Raw genomic sequence first — 26,666 nt, 5'->3', positions numbered from 1 at the left:
GTTGTCTCCTCAGTGGTGGAATTCGCCGCAGTTCACGTCGAGACAGGTCCCGGTGATCGCCCGGGACATCTCGGAGGCGAAGAAGATAACGGCATCGGCGATTTCGTCGGGTTCGGGCAGCCGGCGCAGATCGATATCGGCGGCCGTCTCGGTGTAGACCTCTTCGGCCGTGACTCCGCGTTCCTTCGCCAGATAGCCGAAATACCATTTCAGAGTGTCGGCCCAGATCCAGCCCGGCGCCACCGAATTCACCCGGATGCCCCGGGGTCCCAGTTCGGTGGCCAGGCTCTGCGCCAGCGCCAGCAGCGTGGTCTTGGCCATCTTGTACGGGCCGTAGGGCCGCCGGGAGTGGCGCAGAACGGCCGAGTTGATCATCACCACCGACCCGTTGCGTTCGGCGAGCGCCGGCGCGAACAGGCGGGTCAGGCGTAGTGCGGCGAAAACGTTGGTTTCGAAACTGGCGCGCAGATCGTCGATCGCCACATCGGCGAGGTCGGCCATCGGCGGCATGGCGAACGCATTGTTCACCAGTGCGTCGACCCGCCCGAACTCCTCCTGGGTGGCGCGCACGAGTTCCTGCGCCGCCGCGTCGTCGGTGATATCGGTGGGCACCACCAGCGCGCGGCCGCCCAGATCCTCGATAACGGCACCGACCTCGAGTAACCGTTTCTCGGTACGCGAGGCGAGTACGACCTTCGCGCCGGCCTTCGCACTCTGCACCGCGATGGCTTGGCCGAGCCCGGGGCCGATTCCCGAAACGACCACCACTTTGTCCCGCAACAGCATCAGCCCAGCATCCTTTCCGCCACCGCGGCCTGCCGGGCGGCGATACGCGCCTTCCAGTCCTGCGGGGTGATCCGGGATTCCCGGTAGTAGGGCAGCCGGTCCGGCAGTTCGTCGAAGGACACCAGTTCCACCGTCGGCCCGTCCTCGGGTTTCAGTTCCCGGGACAGGCGTTGCCAGCGGAACTGCAGGTAGGCGCGGTCGTGGCCGGTGCGTTCGATCCAGTTCACCAGGCCGGGGTCGCGTTCGCTGATCACCAGCCGGATCATGCCGTCGGGGTCCGTTTTCGCCTGGTCGGCGTTGAGGCTGGTCTGGTGGTTGATGTAGTCCAGCGACAGGTACCACATGCTACCGAGCTGGAACCCCTGGTAGGGGGCGTCGGATTTCGGCACGGTCAGGATCATGACCTGGTCGTCGGTGAGTTCGTAGTGTCCGACCGAGGAGAACTGCGTGGACAGTCCGCCAGGGGTGCGCCGCGGTTCGGTCATGGTGTTGACCGGCAGGTTCAGATAGAACCACTCCGGGAAGGCGAGAAAGGTTTTCAGCCGGGAGACCAGCATTTTGCCGGCGATTTCGTACCGTTTGGCCATCAGATCGGTGGTGACCGCCGGTGGGGCGGTCCCGGTGGTGTCGACCCGGCGGATCCGGACGGTGCCGGCCTTCTCGTTCGCCCAGTCGCCGTAGACCTCGCGCACCGCGAGCATGGAGGAATCGGCGGCGAGTTGGATATGGTTGCGGCCGCCGGCGCCGGGTCCCAGCGTCAGTTCATAGGTGCCGTCGGCCGCGATATCGATGGAGCGGTCGTCGAAGGCCGTTTCCCCGCCGGGCACCTCGGTCGGCGAGTAGTTACCGTTGAGCACCTGGAAGCTCAGGTCGCGGGTGGTGCCGCGGGTTCCGGTGACCACGTATTCCGCGTCGGGATTCAGATTGGCGTGCCAATAGAGGGTGTCGGGGTTGTCCAGCGCCATCTTCGTATAGGGCCCGGTGGAGGTCACGAAGAACGGGAAGTCCCGCTCGAAGGCCCACGACATCTGGATGGCCGCCCGGATACTGGCGGCCAGGTAGTCGTAGCCCTCGGCCAGATCCTGCTCGGTGCGGATATGGGGGGCGCCTTTGATGATTTCCTCGGCGGTGGCGATCGCGTCCGCGAACGGCTGTGTGAGCACGATACTCCCAGTGTTCCATATATGTACCGCCCTGGTACATTCTGATATCGAAAAGATTAGAACCTGTTCTAGGAGCGGTCAATGGCAGCGAGCTCGGCGGAGGCACGCGAGGTGGGCCGGCGGTCCGCACCCACCCAGCGTGTGATCCAGGTGATCGACTACCTCACCACACGGCGGGGTCGCCGGGCCGGACTGTCGGAAATAGCGCGCGACCTGGGCCTGGCCAAACCCACCTGCTTGGGCATCCTCACCGAGCTCACCGCCGCCGGCTATCTCACCCGCGACCCGCGCACCCGCGACTACGGCCCGGGCCCCGCACTCATCGCCGCGGGCCGGGTCGCCCAGGACAGTTTCGCCATCGCCGGCCTCGCCCACCCGGAGCTGGAGCGCCTCAGTGCCGAATACGGCACCACCTGCACCGCATCCGCCGTGGTCGGCGAACGGATCAGTGTCCTGGACAGTGCGGGGCCCGCCATGGTGCGGGTCGGGGCGACCTACCGTTTCGCGCCACCGGTCGGCCTGATGTACGTGCTGTGGGATACCGACGCCGCCTTCGACGCCTGGCTGGCGACCCCGCCGACGGTTCCCCTGAACCAGGACGAGACCCGGCTGCGCCGCCTCGTCGCCGAATGCCGCAACCGCGGCTACCTGGTGGAGAGCATGACCGGCGCGGGCCGGCAGTTGTACTCCATGCTGGCCGGGGTCGGTGGTCACGAAATGCCCGATGAGCTGCGCACCGCCGTCGCGGAACTGGTGACCACGCTCGGCGAGCGCGTATATCTGGGCGCGGATCTGCGCCCGCGTAAGGAGCATCCGGTGAGCCTGCTGGCGGCGCCGACCTACGACGCCGGCGGCCGCCAGCAACTGGTGCTCACCATGTACGTGGGTACCTCGATCACCGGCGCCGAGATCGCCCGCCGCGGCAGCGCGCTGGTCGCCGCGGCCGATGCAGTCACCGCCGCGGCGGGCGGGCACCGGCCGCAACACCATTGACCATTCATAGAAACGTGTTCTAGTTTTTAACCGTGAGCCAGCACACGAAGTCGGCGGCGGGCACCTACGAGCTCTCGCATCAGGCCGCACTCGAGGCCGAATCGGTCCACATCCTGCGGGAGGTGGCCGCAACATTCGAACGTCCAGTTCTCCTGTTCTCCGGCGGCAAGGACTCGGTGGTGATGCTGCACCTGGCCACCAAAGCGTTCTGGCCGGCGCCGGTACCGTTCCCGATCCTGCATATCGATACCGGGCACAACTTCGACGAGGTGATCACCTATCGCGACCAGGTCGTCGCGAAGTACGGGTTACGCCTGCTCGTAGGCCGGGTCCAGGACGATATCGACGCCGGGCGGGTCACCGAGGACACCGGTCCCCGGGGCAGTCGCAACCGGCTGCAGACCACGACCCTGCTGCGCAGTGTGCGCGAGGGCCGGTTCGACGCCGTATTCGGCGGCGCCCGCCGCGACGAAGAGAAGGCCCGCGCCAAAGAACGGGTCTTCAGTTTCCGCGACGAGTACGGCCAGTGGGATCCGCGCCGGCAGCGCCCGGAACTGTGGAATCTCTACAACGGCAAACACCGCCCGGGCGAACACATCCGGGTCTTCCCGCTGTCCAACTGGACCGAGCTGGATATCTGGAGCTATATCGCGGCCGAAGGGATCGACCTGCCGCCGCTCTACTACGCCCATCGCCGGCCGGTGGTCCAGCGCGACGGGATGCTGCTGGCCCACACCCGGTTCCTGGCGCTGCTCGACGGTGAGGAACCGCAGGAAGCGCTGGTCCGGTTCCGCACCGTGGGCGATGCCACCTGCACCGGTTGCGTGGAATCCACCGCGGCTACACCGGCCGAGGTGGTTGCCGAGGTCGCCGCCGCCCGGGTCACCGAACGCGGCGCCACCCGCGCCGACGACCGGATCTCCGAGGCCGGTATGGAAGATCGCAAACGAGAGGGTTACTTCTGATGGGCTCCCTGCTGCGCCTGGCGACGGCGGGCAGTGTCGACGACGGGAAATCGACCCTCATCGGCCGGCTGCTGTTCGATTCCAAAACCCTGTTCACCGATCAGCTCGACGCGGTCGAACGCACCAGCCGCGATCGCGGCGAGGATCTTCCGAACCTGGCATTGCTCACCGACGGGTTACGCGCGGAACGGGAACAGGGCATCACCATCGATGTCGCACACCGCTATTTCGCTACCCCGCGCCGTAAATTCATCATCGCCGACACCCCGGGGCATGTGCAGTACACCCGTAACATGGTGACCGGCGCCTCGACCGCCGATCTGGCGCTGATCCTGGTGGATGCCCGACACGGCGTGGTGGAACAGACCCGCCGGCACGCCTTCCTGGCCTCGCTGCTCGGCGTACCCCATCTCGTGCTGTGCGTGAACAAGATGGATCTGGTGGACTGGTCGGCCCAGCGATTCGCCGAGATCCGCGAGGAATTCGCGGGTTTCGCGTCCCGGCTCAACATCGCCGATCTGACCTTCATCCCGATGTCGGCTCTGCACGGCGACAATATCGTGCACCGCAGCGCCACCATGGACTGGTACGAGGGCACGCCGCTGCTGCACCACCTCGAAGAGGTGCATATCGCCTCCGACCGAAATCTGATCGACGCCCGGTTGCCGGTGCAGTACGTGATCCGCAGCCACACACCGGATTTCCGCGGGTATGCGGGAACGGTCGCCAGCGGCGTCTGGTCTCCCGGCGACGAGATCACCGTTCTTCCGTCGGGGCTCTCCACCACGGTGACCGGAATCTGGGGGCCGGGCGGCGCCCCGCTCACCGAGGCGTTCCCGCCGCAGGCAGTGACTGTCACACTGGCCGATCAGCTCGATATCGGCCGCGGGGACATGCTGTGCCGCCCCGCCAACCGGCCGGAGACCAGCCGCGATCTGGACACGATGGTCTGCTGGTTCAGCGACGAGACCGAACTGCGGCCCGGCGCCTCGTATACGGTGCGGCACACCACTCGCAGCGTCGCGGCAGAGGTCCGCACCCTGGACTACCGGCTCGATGTGAATACCCTGCATCGCGACGAGAACGCCAACACCCTGGCACTCAACCAGATCGGCCGCGTCCAGTTGCGGACCCGGCAGGCGCTGCAGTTCGACCCGTATCGCCGTAATCGCACCACCGGCAGTTTCCTGCTGATCGACGACACCACCGGCGATACCGTCGGCGCCGGTATGATCACCGGGCCCAGCCTGCCCGCCTCCCGGGTGGTCTGGCATTCGAGCGCGGTCGGCCGCGCGGAACGCCCGACACGCGGTCGCACGATCTGGCTCACCGGACTGTCCGGCTCCGGGAAATCGTCGGTGGCGGTGGAACTCGAACGCCGCTTGGTGGCGGCGGGACAGCCGGCATTTCTGCTCGACGGCGACAACCTGCGGCACGGACTCAATTCCGATCTGGGCTTCTCGGCGGCGGACCGGACGGAGAACATCCGCCGGGTCGGTGAGGTCGCGCGGTTGTTCGCCGAGTCGGGGACGGTTGCCATCGTCTCGCTCATCAGTCCCTACCGAGCCGACCGCGAAAGGGCCCGAGCGGTGCACGACGCCGCCGGTATCCCGTTCCTCGAGGTCTTCGTGGACACCCCGCTGGATATCTGCGAGGCCCGCGATCCCAAAGGCTTGTACGCGAAGGCAAGGACCGGGGAAATCCGCGGGTTCACCGGCATCGACGATCCCTACGAGCCCCCCGCGTCCCCGGCACTGGTTCTGCGTCCGGAGGACGGCGACCCCGGCGCGATGGCCTCCGCGATCCTGGCATTGCCGGCCAGGAACGACGACGCCTGAGACGCACAGCCCGCCCAGCGCGAAGGCTTGCGGCACCACGCCGATCGCGGGTGACGGGAGTGCGCCCCGTGCGCTTCGCCGGCCCGCGATGCCCGCTCTCGGCATCACCACGGGTCTGTTAGGCGGCGCGGCGGCGCTGATATTCGACAGCTACAGCAAGCTCGGCAGTGTGTGGGCCCCAAGCATTGACCGGACCGTTCCGGTTGCCGCCACCGGCCTGCGCAGTTCTCGCCGCCATCGGCGCGCGCCAGGGCAGCAGCAGCTGAGTTCGCCGCCTCGACCTCCCGCAGCTTCGGCGACCGCGGGTAACGCAACCGCGGGTAACGCAACCGCGCGGGCACCTCGTTGCCCGCGCGGTCCGCTGTCTCGGCGACGCCGCGGTCCGGGCGTACACACACCGGCAGGCCTGCCGGATCGCCGGGCAGTGCCGTCGGCCGCGCCCGCCCCGGTCCATGAGCGTCCGGGCGGGTACCGGTGATACTGGATTCGGGCGAGCGGCGCGACCCCGGTTCGAAACCACGACCCCCGGCCATATTTGATACTCTGGCCGCAACTTGTATCGAAAGGGTGGTTATGCGGTCTACTCTGCTGTCCCGGCGTGACCTGGAGTTCCTGCTCTACGAATGGCTCGATGTCGAGAGCCTCACCCGGCGGCCCCGATATGCCGAACATTCGCGAGAGACCTTCGATGCCGTCCTCGACCTGAGCGAGCAGCTGGCCACCAAATATTTCGCCACCCACAACAAACTGAACGACACCCGCGAACCCACCTTCGACGGCGACAAGGTCACCCTCATCGCCGAGGTCGGACAGGCACTCGCCGCGTTCGCCGAGGCAGGGATGGTCGGCGCGACCATGGACGCCGAACTCGGTGGTGCGCAGCTTCCCGCCGCGGTCGCCCAGGCGGGTTTCGCCTGGTTCCACGCCGCCAACCCGGGTACCAGCGCCTACCCCTTGCTGACCATCGGCAACGCCAACCTGCTCGCCGCCCATGCCGACCCCGGCCTGGTGCGGCGGTTCGTACCACCGATGATCGAGGGACGGTTCTTCGGCACGATGTGCCTGTCGGAACCGCAGGCCGGGTCCTCGCTCGCCGATATCGTCACTCGTGCCGAGCCTCGTGACGACGGCGTTTACCGGTTGTTCGGCACCAAGATGTGGATCTCCGGCGGTGATCACGAACTCGGCGAGAATATCGTGCACCTGGTGCTGGCGAAGATCCCCGGTGGCCCGGCGGGCACCAAAGGGATCTCACTGTTCGTGGTACCGCGGTTCCTGGTGCACGAGGACGGCTCACTCGGGGAACGCAACGATGTGGCGCTGGCGGGGCTGAACCACAAAATGGGATTCCGTGGCACGGTCAACACGGTTCTCAACTTCGGCGAGGGCCGCTGGACACCGCAGGGCGCCGCGGGCGCCATCGGCTATCTGGTCGGCGAACCACACCAGGGCCTGAAATACATGTTCCACATGATGAACGAGGCGCGCAGCGGGGTCGGTCTGGTCGCGGCCGCACTCGGATACACCGGCTACCTCGAATCCCTCGAGTACGCCCGGACCCGCCCCCAGGGCCGCACCAAGGGCGCCGCCGATCCGGCCGCCCCCCAGCGCCCGATCATCGAGCACGCCGATGTGAAACGGATGCTGCTGGCACAGAAGAGTTACGCCGAAGGCGGGCTGGCCCTGGTGCTGTACTGCGCCCGTCTGATCGACGAACAGCACACGGCCGAATCCGACGAGGAGCGCCGCGCCCGCACGCTGCTGCTGGATATCCTCACCCCGATCGCCAAGAGCTGGCCCTCGCAGTGGTGCCTGACCGCCAACGATCTCGCCATCCAGGTTCTCGGCGGGTACGGCTACACCCGCGAATACAACGTCGAACAGCACTATCGCGATAACCGGCTCAACCCCATCCACGAGGGCACGCACGGTATTCAGGGCCTGGACCTGCTGGGCCGCAAAGTCACCCAGCAGGGTGGGGCGAGCCTGCGCAAACTGGACAGCCGGATCCGGGCCACCCTGGCGGCCGCACAGGAACTCGGCGACGAACCCGCCGAACTCGCCGACCGGCTGGAGAAATCCTGGTCCCGCCTGATCACGGTCACCGGCGGTCTGTTCGCCGCCGGTGATATCGAGATCGCACTTGCCAACAGTTCCGTCTATCTGGAGGCCTTCGGCCACCACGTGGTGGCGTGGATATGGCTGGACCAGATGCTCGCCGCCCACGGCCGCACCGGCGATTTCTACGACGGTAAACGGCACGCGGTCCGCTATTTCTTCCGCCACGAACTCCCCCGCACCGGGCCGCAGCTGGATCTACTGGCCGATCTGGACACCACCACTGTCGATATGGCCGAGAGCTGGTTCTGACAACACCGGGCGACAGGTGCCTGCGGGTGCCGATAGGTTCGGTGGGATGACCTGGATCGCACCCGATATCGACCGGATCGAAACCGCACGGACCGGTCCGGAACGACCGATGCTGCAGTCCTGGCTGGACTTCCACCGGCAGACCCTGCTGGCCGCATGCTCCGGCCTCGGTACCGCACAGCTGAAGCAGTGTGCGGTACCGCCTTCGGTGCTGTCGTTGCACGGTTTGGTGCGCCATATGTCCGAGGTGGAGCGCGGCTGGTTGCGGATCACCGCGGCCGGACAGCGGCTCGAGTACCTCTACTGCGCCGAAACGGATCCGAACGGCGATTTCGACAATATCGGCACGGCCGACCCCGCCGCCGATTTCGCCGTGTACCGGCGGGAGACAGAGCTGGCGGACGCCGCGGTGGCCGAGCTCCCGCTCGACCACCGCTGCCTGAATCCCGCCGGTACCGAGTACAGCCTGCGCTGGGTGTATCTGCATCTCATCGAGGAATACGCCCGGCACAACGGTCACGCGGATCTGCTGCGTGAGCAGATCGACGGCCGTACCGGAGACTGAGCCCGGCGACCCGGCTACGCCCGGCCCCTCGCCACCACGACGGACCGCACAGCCGGTTCACCCGCGATCGACCGTACCGGCTGCCCGGACCACTGCCGCCACCGCGGCCGCCGATGCGGAATCGGCTCGGGCGCAGGACCATTCGATCCGGCCTGCTCGCCGGTACTCCAGATAGGCAATCCTGCCCCCGGCGACGGGATGTCCGGACAGGCTCAGTACCTCGATCGGCCGGCCCGCCTGCCCGAGTGCCGAGACCACCGCGGAGACCTGGTCGCTCCCCTCATGGGTGCTCCGGTGTTGCCGGCCGCCGACCACGAGTCCTACGGTGATCACCGCAGCCTCCGCCGGGCCGGTCACCCGGAGATCCTTCAACTGGACCTCCGGCGGTTGCGGCGTGTCCAGATAGGTCGCGTCGAACAGCGCACACAACTCGGCCGCACTCACCTCCGTGCCGGAGCCGTCGGTATGCCGCTGTACCTGCCGCGCGAAATCGATCTGCAACCGCCGGGGCAGGTCCAGACCGTGTCCGGCCTCGAGCAGATAGGCGATTCCACCCTTTCCGGACTGCGAATTCACCCGGACCACCGCGTCGTAACCACGCCCGATATCGGCCGGATCGATCGGCAGGTACGGCACTCGCCATTCGATCTCGTGTTCGGGGCGAGCCGTGCGCGCGGCGCGCTCGCGATGCTCGGCGAACCCCTTCTTGATGGCGTCCTGGTGGGTGCCGGAGAAGGCCGTGTGCACCAGATCCCCCACATAGGGATGCCGCGGGTGGACCGGCAGCCGAGTGCAGTATTCGACGGTGCGCCGGATCTCGTCGATATCGGAGAAATCGATCATCGGGTCCACACCCTGGGCATGCAGATTCAGGGCGAGGGTGGCGATATCGACATTGCCGGTGCGTTCGCCGTTGCCGAATACGCAACCCTCCACCCGTTGCGCGCCGGCCAGCACCGCGAGTTCGGCGCAGGCCACCCCGGTGCCGCGGTCGTTGTGCGGATGCACCGACAGCACCACGCTGTCGCGGCGGGCCAGGTGACGGTGCATATATTCGATCTGGTCGGCATACACGTTGGGCGTCGCGATCTCCACCGTGGCCGGCAGATTCAGGGTGACCGGGCGCTGGGGGCTGGCCTGCCACAGGTCGGTGACGCTGTCACAGAGGTCCAGGACGTAGCCGGGTTCGGTCTGGTTGAACACCTCCGGGGAGAACTGGAAGCGCACCCGGGGCAGGTCACCGGCGAGTTCGAGAACATCGTGGGCACCGGCCAGGATCAATTCGCGGACCTCGCGAGAGTTCTTGCCCAGCACGGTATCCCGCCACACCGGGGCGGTCGCGGTGTACAGGTGGATCACCACCTCGTTGGCCAGCCCGCGGACCGATTCGACCGTGCGGGCGATCAGATCCCGCCGGGCGGGGGTGAACACCACCACGGTGACGTCCGGCGGCGCGATACCGGTATCGGCCAGTAGCCGCACGAAATCGAAATCGTCCTGGGAGGCCGACGGATAGCCGATCTCGATCTCCTTGTACCCCATGGCGACCAGGAGCGTGAAGAACCGGCGTTTGCGGTCGGGGTCCATCGGTTCGGCCAGCGCCTGGTTACCGTCGCGCAGATCCACCGGCACCCATAGCGGAGCCTGCCGGAGCCGGGCGCCCGGCCAGTGCCGCTCCTGTGCGGGAACCTGCACTCGATCGTGGATATCGCGGTACCGGTGCGACGGCATCTGTGAGCGACGCTGCCGGAACCAATCCGGCGCGGTCTCGGGGACGGCGCCGGCGGGGGTATCGATGGTGGGGTATGCCTGCGTGGTCATGGGAATCTCCCCGACCCTTTCTGTTCGTTCGGCCGCACGGAAACGGTGATCGGCCGACGACAAGACCCCACGGCGGGGTGGCCGATCGTTCAGGCCCCGCCGTGGCGGCCGAGGAGAAGCTGCTGCGACATATGGCAGACTGTACACAACTCCTCAGACAAGTAGCGAGGTTCGGATGGTTACCCAGGTGCGACGCCACCCCTTGGCCGAGCAAGCAGCCGATCTACTGCTCGCGCGCATCCGCGCCGGCGAATGGCCGCTCGGACATAAGCTGCCCGGCGAGACGACGCTGGCCGCTCAGCTCGGTGTGGGCCGTTCGACACTGCGCGAGGCCGTACGCATCCTCGCCGGCAAGGGCGTCCTCGCCAGCCGGCAGGGTGCGGGCGTCTTCGTGACGGCACTGGATATCCCCGAGGACTGGGATATCGTGCTGCGCCGGGCCACCATCGCGGCGGTTCTCGAAGCCCGGATCGCCATCGAGGCCGAGGCCGCCGCATTGGCCGCCGGGCGGCGTACTCCGGCCGATCTGCGGGCCATCCGGCGGGCGCTGTCGGTACGAGCCACCGAAGGCCGCACGATCGCCGACCTCGTCGATGCCGATACGGCGTTCCACCGCGCCGTGATCGTCGCCGCCCACAACGACATCCTGACCCAGCTCTTCGACACCTTTCTCCCCCGTTCCCGCGCCGCGATGATCGATATGCTGCAGCTGCGCCCGATGCCCGCGCCGGACGAGGATCACGCCGCCCACGAACGGCTCGCCGAGGCGATCGCCGCCCGCGATCCCGCGGCCGCGGCCACCCACAGCCGCGCCCATCTCCACACCATCAAGGAAGCCTTTGCGTAAGTACGCCCTCGGCGGTGATGGTGGCTATACCCGATCGACCGACCCCGCCGGCTCCGGCGTCGAGCAGCACCGGGCGACCACACCCGGCAGCGGAGGCCCGCCTTGCCCGTACCGGCCACACAGCATGAGCGAGGCGCCCCGAACGACCGGGGACACTCCCCACAGAATCCCGCCCCGAACCCGAAGGAAGAACAGTGAGCACACCCGTTCTGGAGCTGACCGAGGTCACCTTCCGGCGCGACGGCAATCCGATCATCGACGGTATTTCGCTGACCGTCCGCACAGGTGAACACTGGGCACTACTCGGCCCGAACGGCGCAGGTAAGAGCACCCTGCTCGGTTTCTGCGGCGCGCTCACCCACCCCACCGGCGGCACGGTGCGCATCCTCGGGGAGCAACTCGGACGGGTGGAGCTGCAGAAACTGCGACGCTCCATCGGACATGTGAATCCGCGCCACCCGCTGCGGTCGCCGCTTACGGTGCGGGAGGTCGTACTCACCGGACTCACCGGCACGATCGATATTCCGATGCGCTGGACACCGCGCCGAGCCGAAATCAGTGCTGCCACCGACGCGCTCGAGACGGTCGGTATGGCCACCAAGGCCGAACGGACCTGGCCCACACTCTCACAGGGCGAGCGGGGCCGCACCCTGATCGCCCGTGCACTGATCACCGCACCGCGGCTGTTACTGCTCGACGAGCCGACGACCGGCCTCGATGTGGCGGCGCGCGAACAGTTGCTGCACACCGTCGACACCCTGGACCGGACATTGCCCGACCTCGCCTCCGTCCTGGTGACCCACCATCTGGAGGAGCTTCCGACGAGCACCTCCCATGCACTGCTGATCGCCGGCGGTCGTACAGTCGCCGCGGGCACAGCGGACCAAACCATCACCACGGCAAACATTTCCGCGGCATTCGACCACCCCGTCCGCGTCGACCGCCAGGGCGGTCGCTGGTCCGCCCGATCCCCGCTGACCCTGCCGGTGGCCTGAGGCCTACACTCGGAGCCCGGAGCCGGCCGGAATCCCTCTTTAGATACACGAGGCATTGTGTGTATCGTAAGTGGGGTGACCACAGCCAGCCGCACCTCCCGGCCTCCCGGCCGGCCCGCCTCGGCCACCCGCGAAGAAGTCGTCGCCCTCGCCCGGCAGGCCTTCCTGGCAGGCGAACGTGTCGATGTCCAGGCGATCGCCGCCCAGCTCAAATTGAGCCGCGCGTCGATCTACCGCTGGTTCGGCTCCCGCGACGGCGTCCTGGGCGCGGTCCTGGCCGGGGAATTCGAATCACTCATCGAACGCGCGGACGCCCGCCGCAAGGATACGGGCGCCCGGCGCATCCTGACCGTGCTCGACCGGGTCAACCGCTGGATGGCCGGGAACGTTCCGTTCCGGCGGTATTTCGAGAACGAACCCCTGGCCGGGCTCCGCATCCTGACCTCCAGCGACGGCCCGGTCCAGCCGCGCGTCCTGACCGCGGTGGAACAACTCATCACCCGCGCCGAGGAACAGGACGGATACGTACCGCAGCTGGAACGCCCCCTGCTCGCTTACTCTCTGGTGCGACTGGGCGAGGCATTCCTGTACCACGACAACGTGACCGGCCTCCGCGGCGATGTCGACCGGCTGCACCAGGTGCAGGCCGCGCTGCTGGGCATCGATCTGCCACCGACATAGGCCGCGCAGGTCATGGACACCGGCAACGTCCGCACGGACGCCGCGGGGGTTGTGCTCGCCGCCGGCGCCGGACGCCGGTTCGGCGGACCGAAGGCCGAGGTGCGGTGGGACGGGGAACGGCTGGTGGACCGCGCAGTCGGACTGCTGCGCGACGGCGGTTGTGCGCGGGTGGTCGTGGTATCGGGTGCGGTGCCGTTGCGGGTCGAGGGCGCCACGGTGGTGCACAACCACGACTGGCACACCGGTATGGGTTCGTCGCTGGTGGCAGGGTTGCGCGCGGTCCACGAAGGCGCGGCGGTGGTGGTGCCGGTCGATATGCCCTGGCTGGGGTCCGGTGCCGTGCGCAGGCTTCTCGCCAGCGGGGCACGCCTCGCCGTGGCGACCTACGGCGACCACACCGGACATCCGGTGCTCCTCGGGGCCGAATACTTCCCGGCGATCGCGGCCACCGCGGTCGGCGAGATCGGCGCTCGTACCTTCCTGGCCGCCAATCGCGAACTGGTTCAGTATGTTCCGTGCGACGACACCGGCTCACCCGACGACGTCGACACCCCACGGGACCTGATCCGCTGATCCCCCGCCCGTGCCACCGCGACCGAAGCGTGGATCGGCCGCGCGGTGGCCGACAGCGACCGCGCCGAACCACCGTGCCGGTGCGCGACGATCTCCGCGCCGATGGCGACCGCCGTCTCCTCGGGGGTGCGGCCGCCCAGTTCGAGTCCGATCGGGGAATGCAGCCGGGCGAGTCCGGCCGCGGTGACACCGGCCTCGCGCAGCCGGACCCGGCGCTCGGCATCGGCCCGGCGCGATCCCATCGCGCCCACGTATGCGACCGGCAGCCGGAGTGCTTCGACCAGAACCGGGATATCGAACTTCGGGTCGTGGGTGAGCACGCACAGCACGGTCCGGGCATCCACCTCGGTGGTGCGCAGATAGCGGTCCGGCCATTCGGTGACCACGTCGTCGGCCTCCGGATAGCCGGCACGGTCGGCGAAAACCGGCCGGGCCTCGCAGAGGGTGACGTGGTACCCCAGCAGCCGCCCCACCCGGGCGAGCGCGCCGGCGAACACATTTGCGCCGAAAACGATCATCCGCGGCGGTGCGGCGAAAGATTCGACGAACAGCTCCCGGGCCGAGGTCGCACATCCGACCGTCCGTATTCCGCCGGCGCCCTGGGGCATCATGGCGCGGGCGAGGGCCACTGTCGTATCCGGCGGGTCGCCCGCTGATCCGAGTGCCGAATCCGCTGTGACGGCTACTGTCTCACCGGTGGCGAGGTCGCGGGCCAGCGCCGCGGACCCGGGCGCGTGCCACGCCGCGTCCAGCACCGCCCGCTCGGCGGCGGTGACGCGCTGGACGAAAACCTCGAGTTCACCGCCGCAGGTGAGGCCCACGGCGAACGCGTCGGAATCGCTGTAGCCGAAAGTCTGCCGGGCAGGCACTCCCGAGGCCAGCACCGCGAGGCACAGGTCGTAGACGGCGCCCTCTACGCATCCGCCGGACAGGCTTCCCCGGACGACTCCGGCGGCATCCACCGCCATACTCGCCCCGAGCGGCAGCGGTGCGCTGCCACGGATATCCACCACCGTCGCCAGGGCGTACTCGACTCCCTCGGTATGCCACCCGGCAAGCTGCGCGGCCAATTCGCGCATACGCCACCTCCTCACCGCAGCGGTAGCCGGAAACCGCGGACCACATGCGAGAATATCACTTTCTTAAATCGACATTGCAATTCTTGCCACCGGCATACCCTGTATTGACACTGCGCAGAGGCCGATGCTAAACAAGTGCTCAGCACCGGTGTGCCGAACCCCCGCAACGCCGGCCCCCGACCGGGCCGGGACGCACGAATCGGGTACCGCACAGCGGTTCCGGGCACCCACACGCCGGTACCCGGAAGATCCCGCGAACGGAGGAACGCACCGGATGGGTCCGAAAAGACTGTTCCGCAGCGCCACACCCCCTACCCCGACGCGACGGAGCCGAGCATGAGCACAACCGAGAAAACGACAGCCGTAGGGGCGCGCGTCCCCCGGATCGAGGATCTACGCCTGCTCACCGGCGCCGGCACCTTCGTCGACGACATCACTCGCCCGGGAATGGTCCACGCCAATTTCGTGCGCAGCCCGCTGCCCAGGGCCCGGATCACGGCGATCGACACCACCGAGGCCGCCGCCCTCGACGGCGTCGTAGCCGTCTACACGGCCACCGAACTGAACCCGCTGGTCACCGAGATCTCCTACGCTCTGGACACTCCGGGCTTCCCCGAGGTGCCCCGGCCACCACTGGCCGAGGGCGAGGTGCGATTCGTCGGCGACCCGGTGGTCATGGTGATTGCCGAAGACCGCTATATCGCCGAGGACGCCGCCGAACTCGTCGTCGTCGACTACGACTCACTCGAACCCGTGGTCGACTACGAAACCGCCGGTACCGCCACCGAACTCGTGCACGCCGAACACCCGGGCAACTCCGCGGGCGGTCTGGCCGGGAGGGCCCCCGCCGACCTCGCCCCGGTCTTCGACGCGGCCCCGCATGTGGTGCGCCAGACGGTGCACCAGCAGGCCTACGCTCCCGTCCCGCTGGAAACGCGCGGCATCGTCGCGGAATGGACCGCGCCCACCGGTGAGATGACCATCTGGACCTCCACCCAGTCGCCACACGAAGTACGCGGCTTCTGTTCCCGGCTGCTCGGTGTCGACGAGCACCGGGTCCGGGTGATCGTGCGCGACACCGGTGGCGGATTCGGCCAGAAAGTGGCCCCACAGCGGGAAGACACCTGCGTCATGCTGGCCGCCCGTACCCTGCGGTACGCCGTGAAATGGATCGAGGACCGGCAGGAGAACCTGATGGCCGCCGGGGCTGCCCGCCACGAACACGGCGAGGTCGCCATGGCCTTCGACGACGACGGCCGCATCCTGGCCGCCACCATCGAGCACGTGCAGAACGTGGGGGCCTATCCGATCCCCTCCCCGCTCACCTCCTCGATCGCGGTCGGCATGCTGTTCCCGGGCCCGTACCGGATACCGGAAGCCGGATTCAGCACCGCCTCCTACTATTCGAACACCGTGGGCCGGGTCGCCTACCGTGGCCCCTGGCAGTTCGAATCGGTATCCCGCGAGCTGCTGCTGGATACCGCCGCCCGCCGTCTCGGCCTGGACCCCGTGGAACTGCGGCGACGGAATATGCTCAGCCACAAGGAGATGCCGGTCGCCAACCCGAACGGTATGCCCTACTCCGACGCCTCACCGCTGGAAACCTTCGAACAGGCGCTGCAGATCCTCGATTACGACGCCTTCCGCGCCGAACAGGCCCGGGCCCGGACCGAAGGACGCTATCTCGGCGTCGGCACCTGCACCTATGTGGAACCCACCACCGGCAGTACGCCGTTCCTGAGCACCGAGGGCGCGACCATCCGGATCTCGGCCACCGGCAAGGTGAACGTCTATCTCTCGGGCGGATCGGCGGGTAACAGCCTGGAGACCACCGCGATCCAGCTCACCGCCGACGCGCTCGGCGTGGACATCGCCGATGTGCAGACCGTACAAGGCGATACCGCGGTGGCTCCGCAGGGCGGCGGTACCAACGGCAGCCGGTCCGCTTCCATGGCCGCCGGCGCCATCGCGCAGACGGCGGCGGTACTACGCGAACGAATCATCGCCATCGCGGCACATCAGCTCGGCGCCGCGGTCGCGGATGTCGAGTTCGCGCACGGCCGGGCGGGCGTCGCGGGGACCGAGAAATCGTTGTCGCTGGCCGAGATCGCGCAGATCGCCTACTTCCAGACCGAACTCCTCCCGGAGGGAGTCGTCCCCGGGCTCGAGGCCACCGGCCGCCACCGCGCCGATCAGATGATGATCTGGGCCAATGCCACCCACATCTGCACCTGTGAGGTCGATATCGACACCGGCGCAGTGAAACTGCTGCGTTTCGTCGTCAGCGAGGATGTCGGCCCGATGATCAACCCGAATGTGGTGGAAGGCCAGATCTACGGCGGCGCCGTGCAGGGTATCGGCGGCGCGCTCTACGAGCATCTGGCCTACGACGACGACGGAAACCCGGTCGCCACCACCTTCCTGGACTATCTGCTGCCCACCGCGGCCGAGGTCCCGGTGATCGAACTCGGCCATGTCGAGACCCCGAGTTCCGGTCCGGGCGGGTTCAAAGGTGTCGGCGAGGGCGGTGCGATCGGTTCGACCCCCGCGGTACTCAATGCCGTCGCCGACGCACTGGCACCGTTCGGCGTGCAGATCGACCGGCTCCCCCTCTCCCCGGCCCGGATCGTGGCCATGATCGACGAAGCCCGCGCGAACGGGAACACGGAGGTGACAGCATGAAACCCGCGGCCTTCGACTACCACGCCCCCGCCACCGCGAACGAGGCAGTGGCCCTGCTGGCGGATCTCGGCGACGAAGCCAAGATCATTGCCGGCGGGCAGAGCCTCGTACCGATGCTGGCATTGCGGCTCGCCGTTTTCGACCATCTCGTCGACCTGCGCCGCCTGGACGAACTCGGCGGTATCGAAGCCCGCGGTGATTCGGTATGGATAGGTGCCGGAACCACACACGCGGCGGTGGGCCGGTCCGCGGAGATCCGCCGCGATATACCGCTGCTGCACCGGGCGACCCCGCTGATCGGTCACTTCCAGATCCGCAATCGCGGCACCCTCGGTGGTGCGATCGCCCACGCCGACGCCGCCGGCGAGTATCCGGTGGCGGCGCTGACACTCGACGCGCGGATGCACACCCTGTCGCCGCGCGGCACCCGCGATATCGCGGCCGCGGACTACTTCACCGGAATGTGGAGCACCGCCATGGAACCCGACGAACTGCTCACCGGGGTCACCTTCCCGGTGTGGCGGGGGCGCACCGGTTTCGCGATCGAGGAATTCGCCCGCCGGGCCGGTGATTTCGCCATGGCCGGCGCGACGGTCGCGGTCCGGCTGGATGCGGACTCCCGAATCGAACAGGTCGCGCTGGGGCTGTTCGGCCTGGCACCGACCCCGCTGCGGGCCACCACCACCGAATCCGAGGTGCTCGGACGCCCCGCGGCCGATATCGATCCGGCGGAGGTCGGGCGGTCGGCCACCGCGGCACTGAACGCTGTCCCCGCCGATATCCACGGATCCGCCGAATTCCGGCGCCGGATCGGGGCGGTCATGGTCGCGCGGGCCTGGGCCCGCGCGGTAGAGGAGGCGAGCAATGACTGATACCGAGATCGCGGTGGTGGTCAATGGAGTCCGGCGCCGGGACCGGATCCCGCCCCGGCGCACGCTGGCCGACTACCTGCGCGAAACCTGCGGACTCACCGGCACCCACCTCGGCTGCGAGCACGGTGTCTGCGGTGCTTGTTCGGTCCTGCTCGACGGGGCGGCGGTGCGCGCCTGCCTGGTTTTCGCGGTACAGGCCGACGGTGCCGAGGTGACCACGATCGAAGGCCTGGCCGAACCGGACGGCCGGCTCTCGCCGGTACAGCAGGCCTTCCGCGATCACCACGGCCTGCAATGCGGGTTCTGCACACCGGGATTCGTGGTCTCCACCACCGCCTTCCTTGCGGAGAACCCCGACCCCGGCGACGACGAGATCCGCGAGGCACTGTCCGGGAACATCTGCCGATGCACCGGCTATCAGGGCATCATCCGGGCCGTCCGGGACGCCGCCACCACGATCGACGCCGAAACCCCCGCGTCACCGCAGGCCTGAACCGGCCCACCGAAGCCAAGGACCGCGTATGAAACTCGAGAACACTTTCCGGATCCCCGTTCCCGCCGACGAGGCCTGGCCCGTTCTGCTCGACCTCGAGCGGCTCGCGCCCTGCGTTCCGGGTGCCACCCTCACATCCCGGGACGGTGACGATTTCCACGGAAAGATCAAGGTGAAACTCGGGCCGGTGGGACTCACCTACAACGGTGTCATCAAAATTTTGTCCCAGGACGCGGACGCCGGAATCGCGGTCCTCGAGGGCGGCGGCCGCGAAACCCGCGGCAACGGCACCGCGAAAGCGGTGATCACCTGCCGTCTGGTCGAATCGGGCGGCGTCACCGATGTTTTCGTCGACACCGACCTGGCGATCACCGGTAAACCCGCCCAGTTCGGCCGGGGCGCCCTGGCCGATGTGGCGGGCACACTGATCGGCACCTTCGCCGACAACCTCGCCGCGGAGATCACCTCGTCGGCGGGCGGGGCCGCCGACGAGGGAGTCGAGGTGGCAAGCAACTCCACCCCCGCCGACGCCACCGGGCAGGTCGGCGCTGCGCCCACTCAGATCGTCGGCGCCGAGGCCACCGGACCCACGCGAGCCCCTCGCACCGGGCCCGCTGATGCCGGGTCGGCCTCCTCGCCCCGGCCGGCCGGGCCCACCCCTGTCGCCGCGCGACCCGGCGCCGAACCCATCGATTTGATGGCGGCCGCCGGCTTATCCGCCAACCGCCAACTCCTGCTCGCACTGGGTGCGGCAACATTGGTGATCCTGTTCCTGCTGTCCCGGAATCGCCGGGAGTGCCGCGGGTAGACGCGTTTCGCGCTACTCTCCGCACCGTCCACACCCGGCACCGTCACCGGGGCCACACCGGTCGGGCGGTACGGGCTCCCGTCGACCGTCGACTCGGCCAAGAGCCGGCACGGCGCCCTCCACCAGCGCACGCCTGCCCCTGCTGCATACCTTCGGCGAACTCCTCATCGGCCTCCCCGAACCCCGCCCGGCCGTTCTCCCGGAAGTGGAGTCACGTATCACTTCGCCGCGACCAGGAACCGCACAGGCCGGTCGTCGATGTGTACGTTTATCCATGGACAAACGTACACATCGAAGGGGCCGGTCATGGCACTGGTAATGCTCGGGCTGGCGATCGTCGCGGAAATCGTGGGGACCAGCCTGCTCAAGGCCACGGAAGGTTTCACCAAGCTCTGGCCGACCGTGGCGTCGCTGGCCGCGTACACCGTCGCCTTCGTTCTCCTGGCTCAGGCCATCGCACGCGGAATGCAGGTCGGATTCGCCTATGCGGTGTGGTCGGGGCTGGGCACGACCTTGATCGTCATCGTCGGCGCATTGTTCCTGGGCGAATCGCTCGGTCCCGCCAAAATTGCCGGGGTGGCACTGGTGGTCGCCGGCGTGGTCACCCTCAACCTGGCGGGCGCGCATTGACTCCCCGGGATCCGCACCGGCGCCGCCGCATTCTCGACGCCACCCGCGCTCTGATCCCCCGCCACGGAATCGCGGGAATCACCCACCGCCTGGTGGCGGCCGAAGCCGGAGTCCCGGTCGGCTCGACGACCTACTACTTCGCCGACCTGGCCGATCTCACCGAGGCAGCGCTGGCCGAAACTGCCGCGGCCACCCGCGACGCCCTGGCGGAATGGTCCGAGCAACTTGCCCGCGGCGCCGACCTCCCCGCAACCCTGTCCGCGCTCATCGCGGGTTATCTCGACCACCCCGAGCAGATGCTCACCGTGAACGACCTCTATCTCGCCGCGACCCGCCATCCCGAACTACGCCCGCTGGCCCGGGTCTGGTTCGACGGCCTGGTCGATATCCTCACCCCGCATATCGGCACCACCGCCGCCCGGGCGACCGCGATGTATCTCGACGGGGTACTGCTGCACGCCCTGTCCAGCGATTCCGCGGTCGACACGACCACACTCACCGCGCCCCTGACCGCCCTCGCGGCCCTCGGAGAAGAGCCGTCGGCCGGCTGAGCGGGACGCAGCGCATGCGGGGCGCCCGGAGACCACGGACACCGCACTCCGATCCACCACACGGCGATAGCACCGGCCGACCGTTCCCGAGGAGCGAGACGGCTGATCCCCGCCGGATCAGCGGAGCCCAGCCGAATCAGAGCCCGCCGACACGAAACCGGGCCGGGCACCTGCTCCAGCACAGTTTTCGCAAGGCGCGGCGTCCGGAGACTTCGTCCCGGCCTGCGTGAGTGTCCGCGGAGTCCGTTCCATGCGCCGGAACGGCGCGGCTTTTCGCCAGGTGCCCGGCTCGCGGAGATCAGGCCGAGCCGGCGGCAGCTCCGGCTCTGCGGGACCGGCCTGATGCTCCGGCGGCGGTCCGTAGCGGACCGACCGGTGAGCGAGTGGGACGGGCGGCGATGCGGCGCCGCCGATAGACCGGGTACGGCCCCGTGGAAGACGGGAGATGACCCGGCCGCGCGGACACGGCCGGGTCACCTCGCTGGATCAGCCTTCCAGAATCGCCTGCATCTCCTCGATCTCGGACTGCTGGGCGTCGATGATCTGCTGTGCCATGGTCCGGGCCTGCGGATCGCTCCCCTCGGCCAGTTCGGTCTGCGCCATCTGGACCGCGCCTTCGTGGTGGTCGATCATCATGGTCAGCCACATCCGGTCGAATTCCGCGCCCTGCGCCGCTTCGAGTTCGGCCATCTGCTCATCGGTCATCATGCCCGGCATACCGTCGTGATGGCCGCCGGAATGGCCGGTGCCCTCGGGTACCGAGGCACCCCACGCCTGCAGCCACCCCGTCATGGCGGTGATCTCGGGGTCCTGCGCCTGCTGGATGCGGGCAGCCAGGTCGATCACGCGGGGGTCGGTCGAATGCGTGGGCACCAGCGCCGCCATCTCCACAGCTTGCCGATGATGCGGGATCATCTCCTGTGCGAAACGGATATCGGCCTCGTTGTGCTCACCTTCCACCGGCGCAGTATCCGATGGGGTCGCGGCTCCTGATGTCGTCATCGCACCACTCGTCGCCGGTGTGCCCGATTCGCCGGTGTCGTCGCCGCAGGCGGTGAGCACCGCGGCCGAGGCGAGGAGGGCGATTGTAATGGCGGTCAGTGGCATTCTTTTCATGAGTTGGTTCTCCCTGGGTGTCGGTTGTCGTGACTGCGCAACAGCGCCGCGACCCGGATCACCGGGTCCGGCGGGCGTCGGTCACAGGCGCAACACACCCAGGGCGGCCAAACGTCGGGAGACGGGTGGTGGAGGGCGCGCCCAGACGAGCGGGACGGCCGGAATCACCGCGCCGGGGGTATATCCGGTCATGCCCCGGGCGACGACGAACAATGCCAGGACGATTCCGGCCAATGCGGTCAGCACGGCCAGGCACAGATGCAGTAGGTCGTGACCGGCACCGTGATCGCCGGGAGTGTCGTGCGCGGACTCCGGCGCGAGCACCACCGCCGTTGTACAGCAGTGCGCGGAATCGGACAGTGCACCGGCCGGCGCCGGCGGACCGGCTTCCGGTTCGACAGACCGGACCGGCTCGTGCTGTGCGGGAGCGGCCGCGGGCTCGCCGGCGGCGGGGAGATGATGCATGCTCGGCAGGGCCACTGCCAGGAAGAGCGGCAGCAACCACCGAACGAGTGTTCCCGCGGCGCCGGAGTGCACGAACCCGAATCTAGCAACCGCTCCGAACGCGGCCGGCACGGGCAGTACCGTGGCCTCGAACCGGTGGCCGGGACCGGTCAGCCGCCCATGATGGCATTCATGATCGTGCCCGCACTGGTGGCGACCGCGCCGCCCATCATGGCGCCGGCGATCTGCTTCGGTGCCGTGAGAGCGCCGCCGTTCCATTTCTCCCAGGCGAACTTACCGCCGCCGAACATGATGGCGGTGACGCCGGAGAGCAGAACGAACCAGGTCAGATACCTGGTCATCTGGGTGATCTTGTCCGACAATGGCGGCGCTTCGGGGGTGGGATTGCCGACTTGGGCGAGTGTCGTATAGCTGTCGTGCAATGCCGGAAGGCCGTCGTGCAGTGCGGTGAGGATCATGCTCATTCTGGTCGTGCCCCTCTCGGATGCCGGTGTATCCGGTGGCGGACGAATGCCGTTTCCGTAAAGCCGAACCCGATCGGTTATTGAAGCGCAATCGCGGCCTCCATGGGGAGAGACTCGCCGATTTCTTCTGGTCAGCGCCGAAAATCGCGGCGTGTCGCCGAGACGACACGCGGGGAGCACTTCGGGACAGCACCCGATCGGCATCCCATTCGCCCCGGTGCTCGCGCATGGTCACCGATGCGTTGCGGTTTCACGACAGCTGCGTCACAGGCTCCGCGCGGCGGCGGCCCTGCCACCCGGCGCCGGCCCGTCACCGGAGAACGGCGCCGCGTTCTCCGGCAGTAGCCCGCGGCCTCACGCAGTAGCCGCGAACCGCGAAGCCGGACGGTCGACGCTCCGGATCAGGAGGCCGGCGCGACGGATACCCCGAACAGCTCCATCAGTTCGGCGAACGTCCGCGCGGCGGCCACCTGCCGGTCGGGCAGTTCGATCCCGTACTTCTTCTCGACCAGCACGATGATCGACAGCACTGTGAGGGAATCCAGGCCCAGTTCGGCCGGGGTCGCCTGGGGCGCGATGGTGTCGAATTCCAGATCGCAATGGGTACGCAGGAATTCCGCGATGTAGTCGCGAATCGGCATATCGGGCACGGCGACCGGCCTTTCCCGGTGCCCGGAACCGGTCGACACGTGGGCAGTGGTCGCCCCGGTGGCCGACCGCGTGCAGGATCTCGCGCCCGGGCGACCATCGGATGACCGCTACGCAAACGGAATTCGTCCGCTGCCTGTCGGGATCCGGAAACCATGAACCGGACACCGCCTCACCAGGTGAGTACCGGTTTGATCACCGATCCGGCATGCTGCGCGGCCAGCGCCGCCTCGATGTCGGTGTGGGGGAAGCGGGTCACCAGCCGATCCACCGGCAGCTCTCCCCTGCGGTACAGGTCGAGCAGGTGCGGGATGAACGTGGCAGGGTCCGCATCGCCTTCCAGACACCCGCGAATCGTTTTACCCTGCAGCACCATATCGCGCACATCGATCGGCGGCACACCGGCACCGAGACCCACCGCGACCACCGTCGCCCCGGTGGTGAGGGCCGCGAACGCATCGGCCAGCACGGCGGGAATCCCGGTGGTGTCCAAGGCATGGGTGGACCCGCCGCCGGTGATCTCCCGGACCGTTTCCGCGGTACCCGCGCCGGCCGGATCCAGGACGATATCGGCGCCCAGTTCCGTGGCCAGATCGCGCCGCGCCGCCGAGGTTTCGACCACGACGGTCCGCACACCGGGAACGGTGCGGGCGGCGAGCAGTGCAGCCGAACCGACCGCTCCCCCACCGTAGATCGCCAGCCAGGCACCGGATCCCGGCCGCAGGGCGTTGAGTACCGCGCCCGCGCCGGTCTGGAATCCGCACCCGAAGGAGGCCACGACGGCCGGGTCGGCCGCCGGGTCGACGACGACGGTGTTGTCCACGGTGGCTATCGCGTACCCGGCGAAGCTCGACTGTCCGAAGAAGCCGTCCCGTACCGGGGCACCGCCGACGGTGACGCGCGGCGTTTTGTCGGCGCGACGTCCGAAATGGTTGAGCGCGGTGGAGTGCCGGCAGTAGGCGGGCCGGCCGGCGACGCAGTTCGGGCAGGCACCACAGTGCCGGAACGTGAGCACCACGTGGTCGCCGGGCACCACCGAGGTCACCGACGCACCCACCGCGGCCACGACTCCGGCGCCCTCGTGGCCCAGCAGCACCGGCCGATCGGGTTTGCCCAGCACCCGATTGACCAGGTCGGTATGGCAGATCCCCGAGGCCAGGATGCGCACGAGGATCTCGTCGTCACGGGGGCCGTCGAGATCGACCGTCTCCGCGGTGAACGATGCGGCCGGATCCCGGGACAGCAGCGCCGTGGTCCGCATCGCTATACCCGTTCCAGCAGGAAGTAGAAGTATTCACCGCCGGCCAGGACCAGTTCCGGGCGGCCGTTCATGATGCCCATCAGGGTGGTGTCGTCGAGCCATTTGAAATGGTCGAAAACCGCGCGGCCGTCGTAGACCATGGTGGCGGTCACCTCGCCGCGGAATTCGATATTCCACAGGGTGGCCTCGCCGCCGCCGAGTTCCACATTCGAGAACAGCGTGCCGTCCTCGGCCCGGCAGATCAGCGGTTTCGCGTCGTCGAGCGCATGGAAGGTTTTGCCGTACCAACCACTTTTGGGCAGTGCCCGGCACAGCGGATGGCCGGTCTGGAAGGCGTCGCCGCGCCATTCACCGAGAATGTCCTCGGCGCGCGCGGGCCGCAGCCGCCCCCAGAGATCGTCGAGTTCGGCGACCGATACGCCCTCGGTCTGCTCCCGCAACTGCTGCCAGCGTGGTGTGTCCGCGCTCATATCTGTCCCCTCGACCGGTTCGGCGAACCAGATGGTTCGGCAACGACCTTAGTTCCGAACCATCTGGTTCGGCAAGCTACGATTCCCGTATGCGTGCGGCAGGCCAGGCGACCCGGGAGCGGATCCTCGCGGCGGCCAAAGCGGAATTCGCCGAATACGGCACCGCCGGTGCGCGGATCAATCGGATTGCCGCGGCCGCGCAGGCCAGCAAGGATCGCCTCTACGCCTACTTCCCGGGTAAATCGGAACTCTACGCAGCGGTCACCGAACAATGGACCGCGCAGACCACCGCCGAAACCGCCCTGCGCGCCGACGATCTTCCCGGCTACGTGGGCCGGCTGTTCGACCATTTCCGCGCCCACCCCGAGAATGCGCGATTACAGGCGTGGGCGGAGCTGGAACCGGCCGACGAACGGATCGCACAGGTACTGCGCCGCACAGTCGACCCCAAACTGGCCGAGATCAGGCGCGGGCAGCGCGCCGGATCCGTCACCACCGATATCACAGCGCCGACCCTGTTGCGCATGCTCACCGAACTGGCTCGCAGTACCGCGGTGCACAGCGGCCAGGGGCCGGCCCACCGGGTCGCCGAGCAACGCGCCGCCGTGGTTCTGGCTGCGCGCCGGCTGGTCGAACCCGCTATCTGAGAGCGCCGCGACGTCAGGCCGGACCGGCCGGGGCGTCACCGTAGACCACAAGCCAGATCGAGCGGCCCAGCGTCCGCGCCAGTTCCGCATCGGATATGCCGGTGCGTACCGCGAACGCCGTGCTGATGGACCGCTCCACCATGGCCGCCAGTACCAGCGCCGTCGCGGCCGGGTCCAGTTCGGGCGCCACCCGGCCTGCGGCCCGGTCGGCCTCGAGGCGATGGCGTACCAACTCGACGAAACCGGCGACCCGGCCGCGCCAATAGGCGCCGACATCGCGGTCGTAGGAGGCGAGTTCACTCAAAGCGAGCAGCAGGTACCGGTGCCGGCGGAAGCCCGCGATCATGGCGCTCATCGCATTGCGCACACCCACCTCGCGGTCGGTGTGTTCGGCGCTCCACCAGCGCTCGGCGGCGGCGAACAGATCACTGGTCGCCAATTCCGCCATCCGGATGAGCAATCGGCTCTTGTCCGGGAAGTAGCGATAGAAGGTGGACCGCGCCACCTCGGCGGTCGCCGCAATCTTCTGTACCGCGATCTCGGTGTACGGCGTGCCGTCGGCGAGCAGATCCTCGACCGCGCGCAGGACCCGCTGCTCGAATTCGGCCCGGCGCTCGTCGTCCGATTTCCGGGCGGGCCGCCGGCCGCGGGTCAGCGAGGGCATCCGGGGACCGCCGTATCGCTCTGCCACGATCGTGGATATCCGCTCACCAGGTCCATGAGCCCATTGTGCCCGCCGGCCCGCGCGGGCCGCGTTCACCGGCCCGTCCGGGACCACTGCTGCCGATTCTGGGCGATATTTCCGGAAAACTGTGCGGGACAGTGCGGCCCAGATGGTTGACAACGCCGCCATCGCACCGCACCATAAATCGGACATAGTGTC

27 protein-coding genes are annotated in these 26,666 nt (G+C 68.2%); 16 read left to right on the top strand and 11 right to left on the bottom strand.

Annotated features, from left to right (window positions below):
• Positions 1-9: 9 nt before the first annotated feature.
• Both NFL01S_RS29970 and NFL01S_RS36210 read right to left on the bottom strand, forming a co-directional pair.
• The gene (locus NFL01S_RS29970; RefSeq protein WP_062979671.1) at positions 10-786 is read right to left on the bottom strand and encodes an SDR family oxidoreductase; all 777 of its coding nucleotides are present in this window, start codon (positions 784-786) and stop codon (positions 10-12) included.
• Positions 786-1,949 carry a hypothetical protein gene (locus tag NFL01S_RS36210; protein ID WP_062979670.1) on the bottom strand — a complete coding sequence of 388 codons (1,164 nt, stop codon included), beginning with the start codon at positions 1,947-1,949 and terminating at the stop codon, positions 786-788. The genes NFL01S_RS29970 and NFL01S_RS36210 overlap by 1 nt, the downstream gene beginning before the upstream one ends.
• A gap of 81 nt (positions 1,950-2,030) precedes the next feature.
• On the opposite strand from NFL01S_RS36210, the gene NFL01S_RS29960 reads away from it, so the two are divergent.
• The 5 genes from NFL01S_RS29960 (at position 2,031) to NFL01S_RS29940 (ending at position 8,680) form a co-directional block, all read left to right on the top strand.
• Positions 2,031-2,942, top strand: coding sequence for a helix-turn-helix domain-containing protein (locus NFL01S_RS29960; protein WP_084493373.1), 912 nt, complete (start codon positions 2,031-2,033; stop codon positions 2,940-2,942).
• 32 nt (positions 2,943-2,974) lie between these two features.
• Positions 2,975-3,907, top strand: coding sequence for a sulfate adenylyltransferase subunit CysD (gene cysD / locus NFL01S_RS29955; protein WP_062979669.1), 933 nt, complete (start codon positions 2,975-2,977; stop codon positions 3,905-3,907).
• On the top strand, positions 3,907-5,745 hold the full coding sequence (gene cysC / locus NFL01S_RS29950) for an adenylyl-sulfate kinase (RefSeq protein ID WP_062979668.1): 1,839 nt from the start codon (positions 3,907-3,909) through the stop codon (positions 5,743-5,745). The genes cysD and cysC overlap by 1 nt, the downstream gene beginning before the upstream one ends.
• Before the next feature lie 573 nt (positions 5,746-6,318).
• Positions 6,319-8,115 (top strand): acyl-CoA dehydrogenase, encoded by a 1,797-nt coding sequence (locus NFL01S_RS29945; RefSeq protein WP_062979667.1) that lies wholly within the window; start codon positions 6,319-6,321, stop codon positions 8,113-8,115.
• A gap of 46 nt (positions 8,116-8,161) precedes the next feature.
• A complete protein-coding gene (locus NFL01S_RS29940) occupies positions 8,162-8,680 on the top strand; it encodes a DinB family protein (RefSeq protein ID WP_062979666.1) in 519 nt (172 codons plus the stop codon).
• A 57-nt stretch (positions 8,681-8,737) separates the two neighbouring features.
• On the opposite strand, the gene NFL01S_RS29935 is transcribed toward NFL01S_RS29940, so the two are convergent.
• Complete coding sequence (locus NFL01S_RS29935; RefSeq protein WP_062979665.1) at positions 8,738-10,501, bottom strand: 2-isopropylmalate synthase; 1,764 nt, start codon at positions 10,499-10,501, stop codon at positions 8,738-8,740.
• A gap of 175 nt (positions 10,502-10,676) precedes the next feature.
• Between NFL01S_RS29935 and NFL01S_RS29930 the strand changes: the two genes are divergently transcribed.
• The 4 genes from NFL01S_RS29930 (at position 10,677) to NFL01S_RS29915 (ending at position 13,597) form a co-directional block, all read left to right on the top strand.
• A complete protein-coding gene (locus NFL01S_RS29930) occupies positions 10,677-11,348 on the top strand; it encodes a FadR/GntR family transcriptional regulator (protein WP_062979664.1) in 672 nt (223 codons plus the stop codon).
• Positions 11,349-11,542: 194 nt separating this feature from the next.
• A complete protein-coding gene (locus NFL01S_RS29925) occupies positions 11,543-12,343 on the top strand; it encodes an ABC transporter ATP-binding protein (protein WP_062979663.1) in 801 nt (266 codons plus the stop codon).
• A 75-nt stretch (positions 12,344-12,418) separates the two neighbouring features.
• A complete protein-coding gene (locus tag NFL01S_RS29920) occupies positions 12,419-13,024 on the top strand; it encodes a TetR/AcrR family transcriptional regulator (protein WP_062979662.1) in 606 nt (201 codons plus the stop codon).
• A 12-nt stretch (positions 13,025-13,036) separates the two neighbouring features.
• Positions 13,037-13,597: a nucleotidyltransferase family protein gene (locus NFL01S_RS29915; protein ID WP_062979661.1), complete on the top strand. Its 561-nt coding sequence runs from the start codon at positions 13,037-13,039 to the stop codon at positions 13,595-13,597.
• Here NFL01S_RS29915 and NFL01S_RS29910 read toward each other — a convergent pair.
• A complete protein-coding gene (locus tag NFL01S_RS29910; RefSeq protein WP_063916094.1) occupies positions 13,528-14,676 on the bottom strand; it encodes an XdhC family protein in 1,149 nt (382 codons plus the stop codon). The genes NFL01S_RS29915 and NFL01S_RS29910 overlap by 70 nt on opposite strands.
• A gap of 336 nt (positions 14,677-15,012) precedes the next feature.
• Here NFL01S_RS29910 and NFL01S_RS29905 point away from each other — a divergent pair, with 336 nt between their 5' ends.
• The 6 genes from NFL01S_RS29905 to NFL01S_RS29880 all read left to right on the top strand — a co-directional run bounded on the left by NFL01S_RS29905 (position 15,013) and on the right by NFL01S_RS29880 (position 20,712).
• Positions 15,013-17,358: a xanthine dehydrogenase family protein molybdopterin-binding subunit gene (locus NFL01S_RS29905; protein ID WP_062979734.1), complete on the top strand. Its 2,346-nt coding sequence runs from the start codon at positions 15,013-15,015 to the stop codon at positions 17,356-17,358.
• Positions 17,355-18,230, top strand: a complete 876-nt coding sequence (locus tag NFL01S_RS29900) for an FAD binding domain-containing protein (RefSeq protein ID WP_062979660.1) — start codon at positions 17,355-17,357, stop codon at positions 18,228-18,230. Before NFL01S_RS29905 ends, NFL01S_RS29900 begins: the two co-directional genes overlap by 4 nt.
• Complete coding sequence (locus tag NFL01S_RS29895; RefSeq protein ID WP_062979659.1) at positions 18,223-18,723, top strand: (2Fe-2S)-binding protein; 501 nt, start codon at positions 18,223-18,225, stop codon at positions 18,721-18,723. The genes NFL01S_RS29900 and NFL01S_RS29895 overlap by 8 nt, the downstream gene beginning before the upstream one ends.
• Positions 18,724-18,751: 28 nt before the next feature.
• Complete coding sequence (locus NFL01S_RS29890) at positions 18,752-19,531, top strand: SRPBCC family protein (protein ID WP_062979658.1); 780 nt, start codon at positions 18,752-18,754, stop codon at positions 19,529-19,531.
• A 306-nt stretch (positions 19,532-19,837) separates the two neighbouring features.
• Positions 19,838-20,161: a DMT family transporter gene (locus NFL01S_RS29885; RefSeq protein ID WP_033242026.1), complete on the top strand. Its 324-nt coding sequence runs from the start codon at positions 19,838-19,840 to the stop codon at positions 20,159-20,161.
• Positions 20,158-20,712, top strand: a complete 555-nt coding sequence (locus NFL01S_RS29880; protein ID WP_062979657.1) for a TetR/AcrR family transcriptional regulator — start codon at positions 20,158-20,160, stop codon at positions 20,710-20,712. The genes NFL01S_RS29885 and NFL01S_RS29880 overlap by 4 nt, the downstream gene beginning before the upstream one ends.
• 486 nt (positions 20,713-21,198) lie before the next feature.
• Here the strand turns inward: NFL01S_RS29880 and NFL01S_RS29875 are convergent, their stop codons facing one another.
• The 6 genes from NFL01S_RS29875 to NFL01S_RS29850 all read right to left on the bottom strand — a co-directional run bounded on the left by NFL01S_RS29875 (position 21,199) and on the right by NFL01S_RS29850 (position 25,136).
• Complete coding sequence (locus NFL01S_RS29875; protein WP_174555735.1) at positions 21,199-21,828, bottom strand: DUF305 domain-containing protein; 630 nt, start codon at positions 21,826-21,828, stop codon at positions 21,199-21,201.
• 81 nt (positions 21,829-21,909) lie between these two features.
• Positions 21,910-22,365, bottom strand: a complete 456-nt coding sequence (locus NFL01S_RS29870; RefSeq protein ID WP_157117096.1) for a hypothetical protein — start codon at positions 22,363-22,365, stop codon at positions 21,910-21,912.
• A 77-nt stretch (positions 22,366-22,442) separates the two neighbouring features.
• Entirely contained in the window at positions 22,443-22,757 is a 315-nt protein-coding gene (locus tag NFL01S_RS29865; protein ID WP_062979654.1) for a hypothetical protein, read from the bottom strand.
• Positions 22,758-23,158: 401 nt separating this feature from the next.
• Positions 23,159-23,446: an acyl carrier protein gene (locus NFL01S_RS29860; protein WP_062979653.1), complete on the bottom strand. Its 288-nt coding sequence runs from the start codon at positions 23,444-23,446 to the stop codon at positions 23,159-23,161.
• 131 nt (positions 23,447-23,577) lie between these two features.
• On the bottom strand, positions 23,578-24,666 hold the full coding sequence (locus NFL01S_RS29855) for an NAD(P)-dependent alcohol dehydrogenase (RefSeq protein WP_062979652.1): 1,089 nt from the start codon (positions 24,664-24,666) through the stop codon (positions 23,578-23,580).
• 2 nt (positions 24,667-24,668) lie between these two features.
• Complete coding sequence (locus NFL01S_RS29850) at positions 24,669-25,136, bottom strand: DUF4334 domain-containing protein (protein WP_062979651.1); 468 nt, start codon at positions 25,134-25,136, stop codon at positions 24,669-24,671.
• An 89-nt stretch (positions 25,137-25,225) separates the two neighbouring features.
• Here NFL01S_RS29850 and NFL01S_RS29845 point away from each other — a divergent pair, with 89 nt between their 5' ends.
• On the top strand, positions 25,226-25,783 hold the full coding sequence (locus NFL01S_RS29845) for a TetR/AcrR family transcriptional regulator (RefSeq protein ID WP_062979650.1): 558 nt from the start codon (positions 25,226-25,228) through the stop codon (positions 25,781-25,783).
• 13 nt (positions 25,784-25,796) lie between these two features.
• Here the strand turns inward: NFL01S_RS29845 and NFL01S_RS29840 are convergent, their stop codons facing one another.
• Positions 25,797-26,636 carry a TetR/AcrR family transcriptional regulator gene (locus tag NFL01S_RS29840; RefSeq protein WP_245670952.1) on the bottom strand — a complete coding sequence of 280 codons (840 nt, stop codon included), beginning with the start codon at positions 26,634-26,636 and terminating at the stop codon, positions 25,797-25,799.
• Positions 26,637-26,666: the final 30 nt, after the last annotated feature.

The sequence above is a fragment of the Nocardia flavorosea NBRC 108225 genome, from assembly GCF_001613385.1.
GTDB lineage: Bacteria > Actinomycetota > Actinomycetes > Mycobacteriales > Mycobacteriaceae > Nocardia > Nocardia flavorosea.
This window is presented reverse-complemented; position numbering and strand designations above follow the sequence as displayed.

Bases quoted from the DNA above. Each gene is read 5' to 3' on its own strand.
- NFL01S_RS29970 (WP_062979671.1), bottom strand. From the start codon at position 786: ATGCTGTTGCGGGACAAAGTGGTGGTCGTTTCGGGAATCGGCCCCGGG.
- NFL01S_RS29960 (WP_084493373.1), top strand. From the start codon at position 2,031: ATGGCAGCGAGCTCGGCGGAGGCACGCGAGGTGGGCCGGCGGTCCGCA.
- cysC (WP_062979668.1), top strand. From the start codon at position 3,907: ATGGGCTCCCTGCTGCGCCTGGCGACGGCGGGCAGTGTCGACGACGGG.
- NFL01S_RS29945 (WP_062979667.1), top strand. From the start codon at position 6,319: ATGCGGTCTACTCTGCTGTCCCGGCGTGACCTGGAGTTCCTGCTCTAC.
- NFL01S_RS29940 (WP_062979666.1), top strand. From the start codon at position 8,162: ATGACCTGGATCGCACCCGATATCGACCGGATCGAAACCGCACGGACC.
- NFL01S_RS29935 (WP_062979665.1), bottom strand. From the start codon at position 10,501: ATGACCACGCAGGCATACCCCACCATCGATACCCCCGCCGGCGCCGTC.
- NFL01S_RS29930 (WP_062979664.1), top strand. From the start codon at position 10,677: ATGGTTACCCAGGTGCGACGCCACCCCTTGGCCGAGCAAGCAGCCGAT.
- NFL01S_RS29915 (WP_062979661.1), top strand. From the start codon at position 13,037: ATGGACACCGGCAACGTCCGCACGGACGCCGCGGGGGTTGTGCTCGCC.
- NFL01S_RS29910 (WP_063916094.1), bottom strand. From the start codon at position 14,676: ATGCGCGAATTGGCCGCGCAGCTTGCCGGGTGGCATACCGAGGGAGTC.
- NFL01S_RS29905 (WP_062979734.1), top strand. From the start codon at position 15,013: ATGAGCACAACCGAGAAAACGACAGCCGTAGGGGCGCGCGTCCCCCGG.
- NFL01S_RS29900 (WP_062979660.1), top strand. From the start codon at position 17,355: ATGAAACCCGCGGCCTTCGACTACCACGCCCCCGCCACCGCGAACGAG.
- NFL01S_RS29895 (WP_062979659.1), top strand. From the start codon at position 18,223: ATGACTGATACCGAGATCGCGGTGGTGGTCAATGGAGTCCGGCGCCGG.
- NFL01S_RS29890 (WP_062979658.1), top strand. From the start codon at position 18,752: ATGAAACTCGAGAACACTTTCCGGATCCCCGTTCCCGCCGACGAGGCC.
- NFL01S_RS29885 (WP_033242026.1), top strand. From the start codon at position 19,838: ATGGCACTGGTAATGCTCGGGCTGGCGATCGTCGCGGAAATCGTGGGG.
- NFL01S_RS29875 (WP_174555735.1), bottom strand. From the start codon at position 21,828: ATGAAAAGAATGCCACTGACCGCCATTACAATCGCCCTCCTCGCCTCG.
- NFL01S_RS29865 (WP_062979654.1), bottom strand. From the start codon at position 22,757: ATGAGCATGATCCTCACCGCACTGCACGACGGCCTTCCGGCATTGCAC.
- NFL01S_RS29855 (WP_062979652.1), bottom strand. From the start codon at position 24,666: ATGCGGACCACGGCGCTGCTGTCCCGGGATCCGGCCGCATCGTTCACC.
- NFL01S_RS29850 (WP_062979651.1), bottom strand. From the start codon at position 25,136: ATGAGCGCGGACACACCACGCTGGCAGCAGTTGCGGGAGCAGACCGAG.
- NFL01S_RS29845 (WP_062979650.1), top strand. From the start codon at position 25,226: ATGCGTGCGGCAGGCCAGGCGACCCGGGAGCGGATCCTCGCGGCGGCC.
- NFL01S_RS29840 (WP_245670952.1), bottom strand. From the start codon at position 26,636: ATGGCGGCGTTGTCAACCATCTGGGCCGCACTGTCCCGCACAGTTTTC.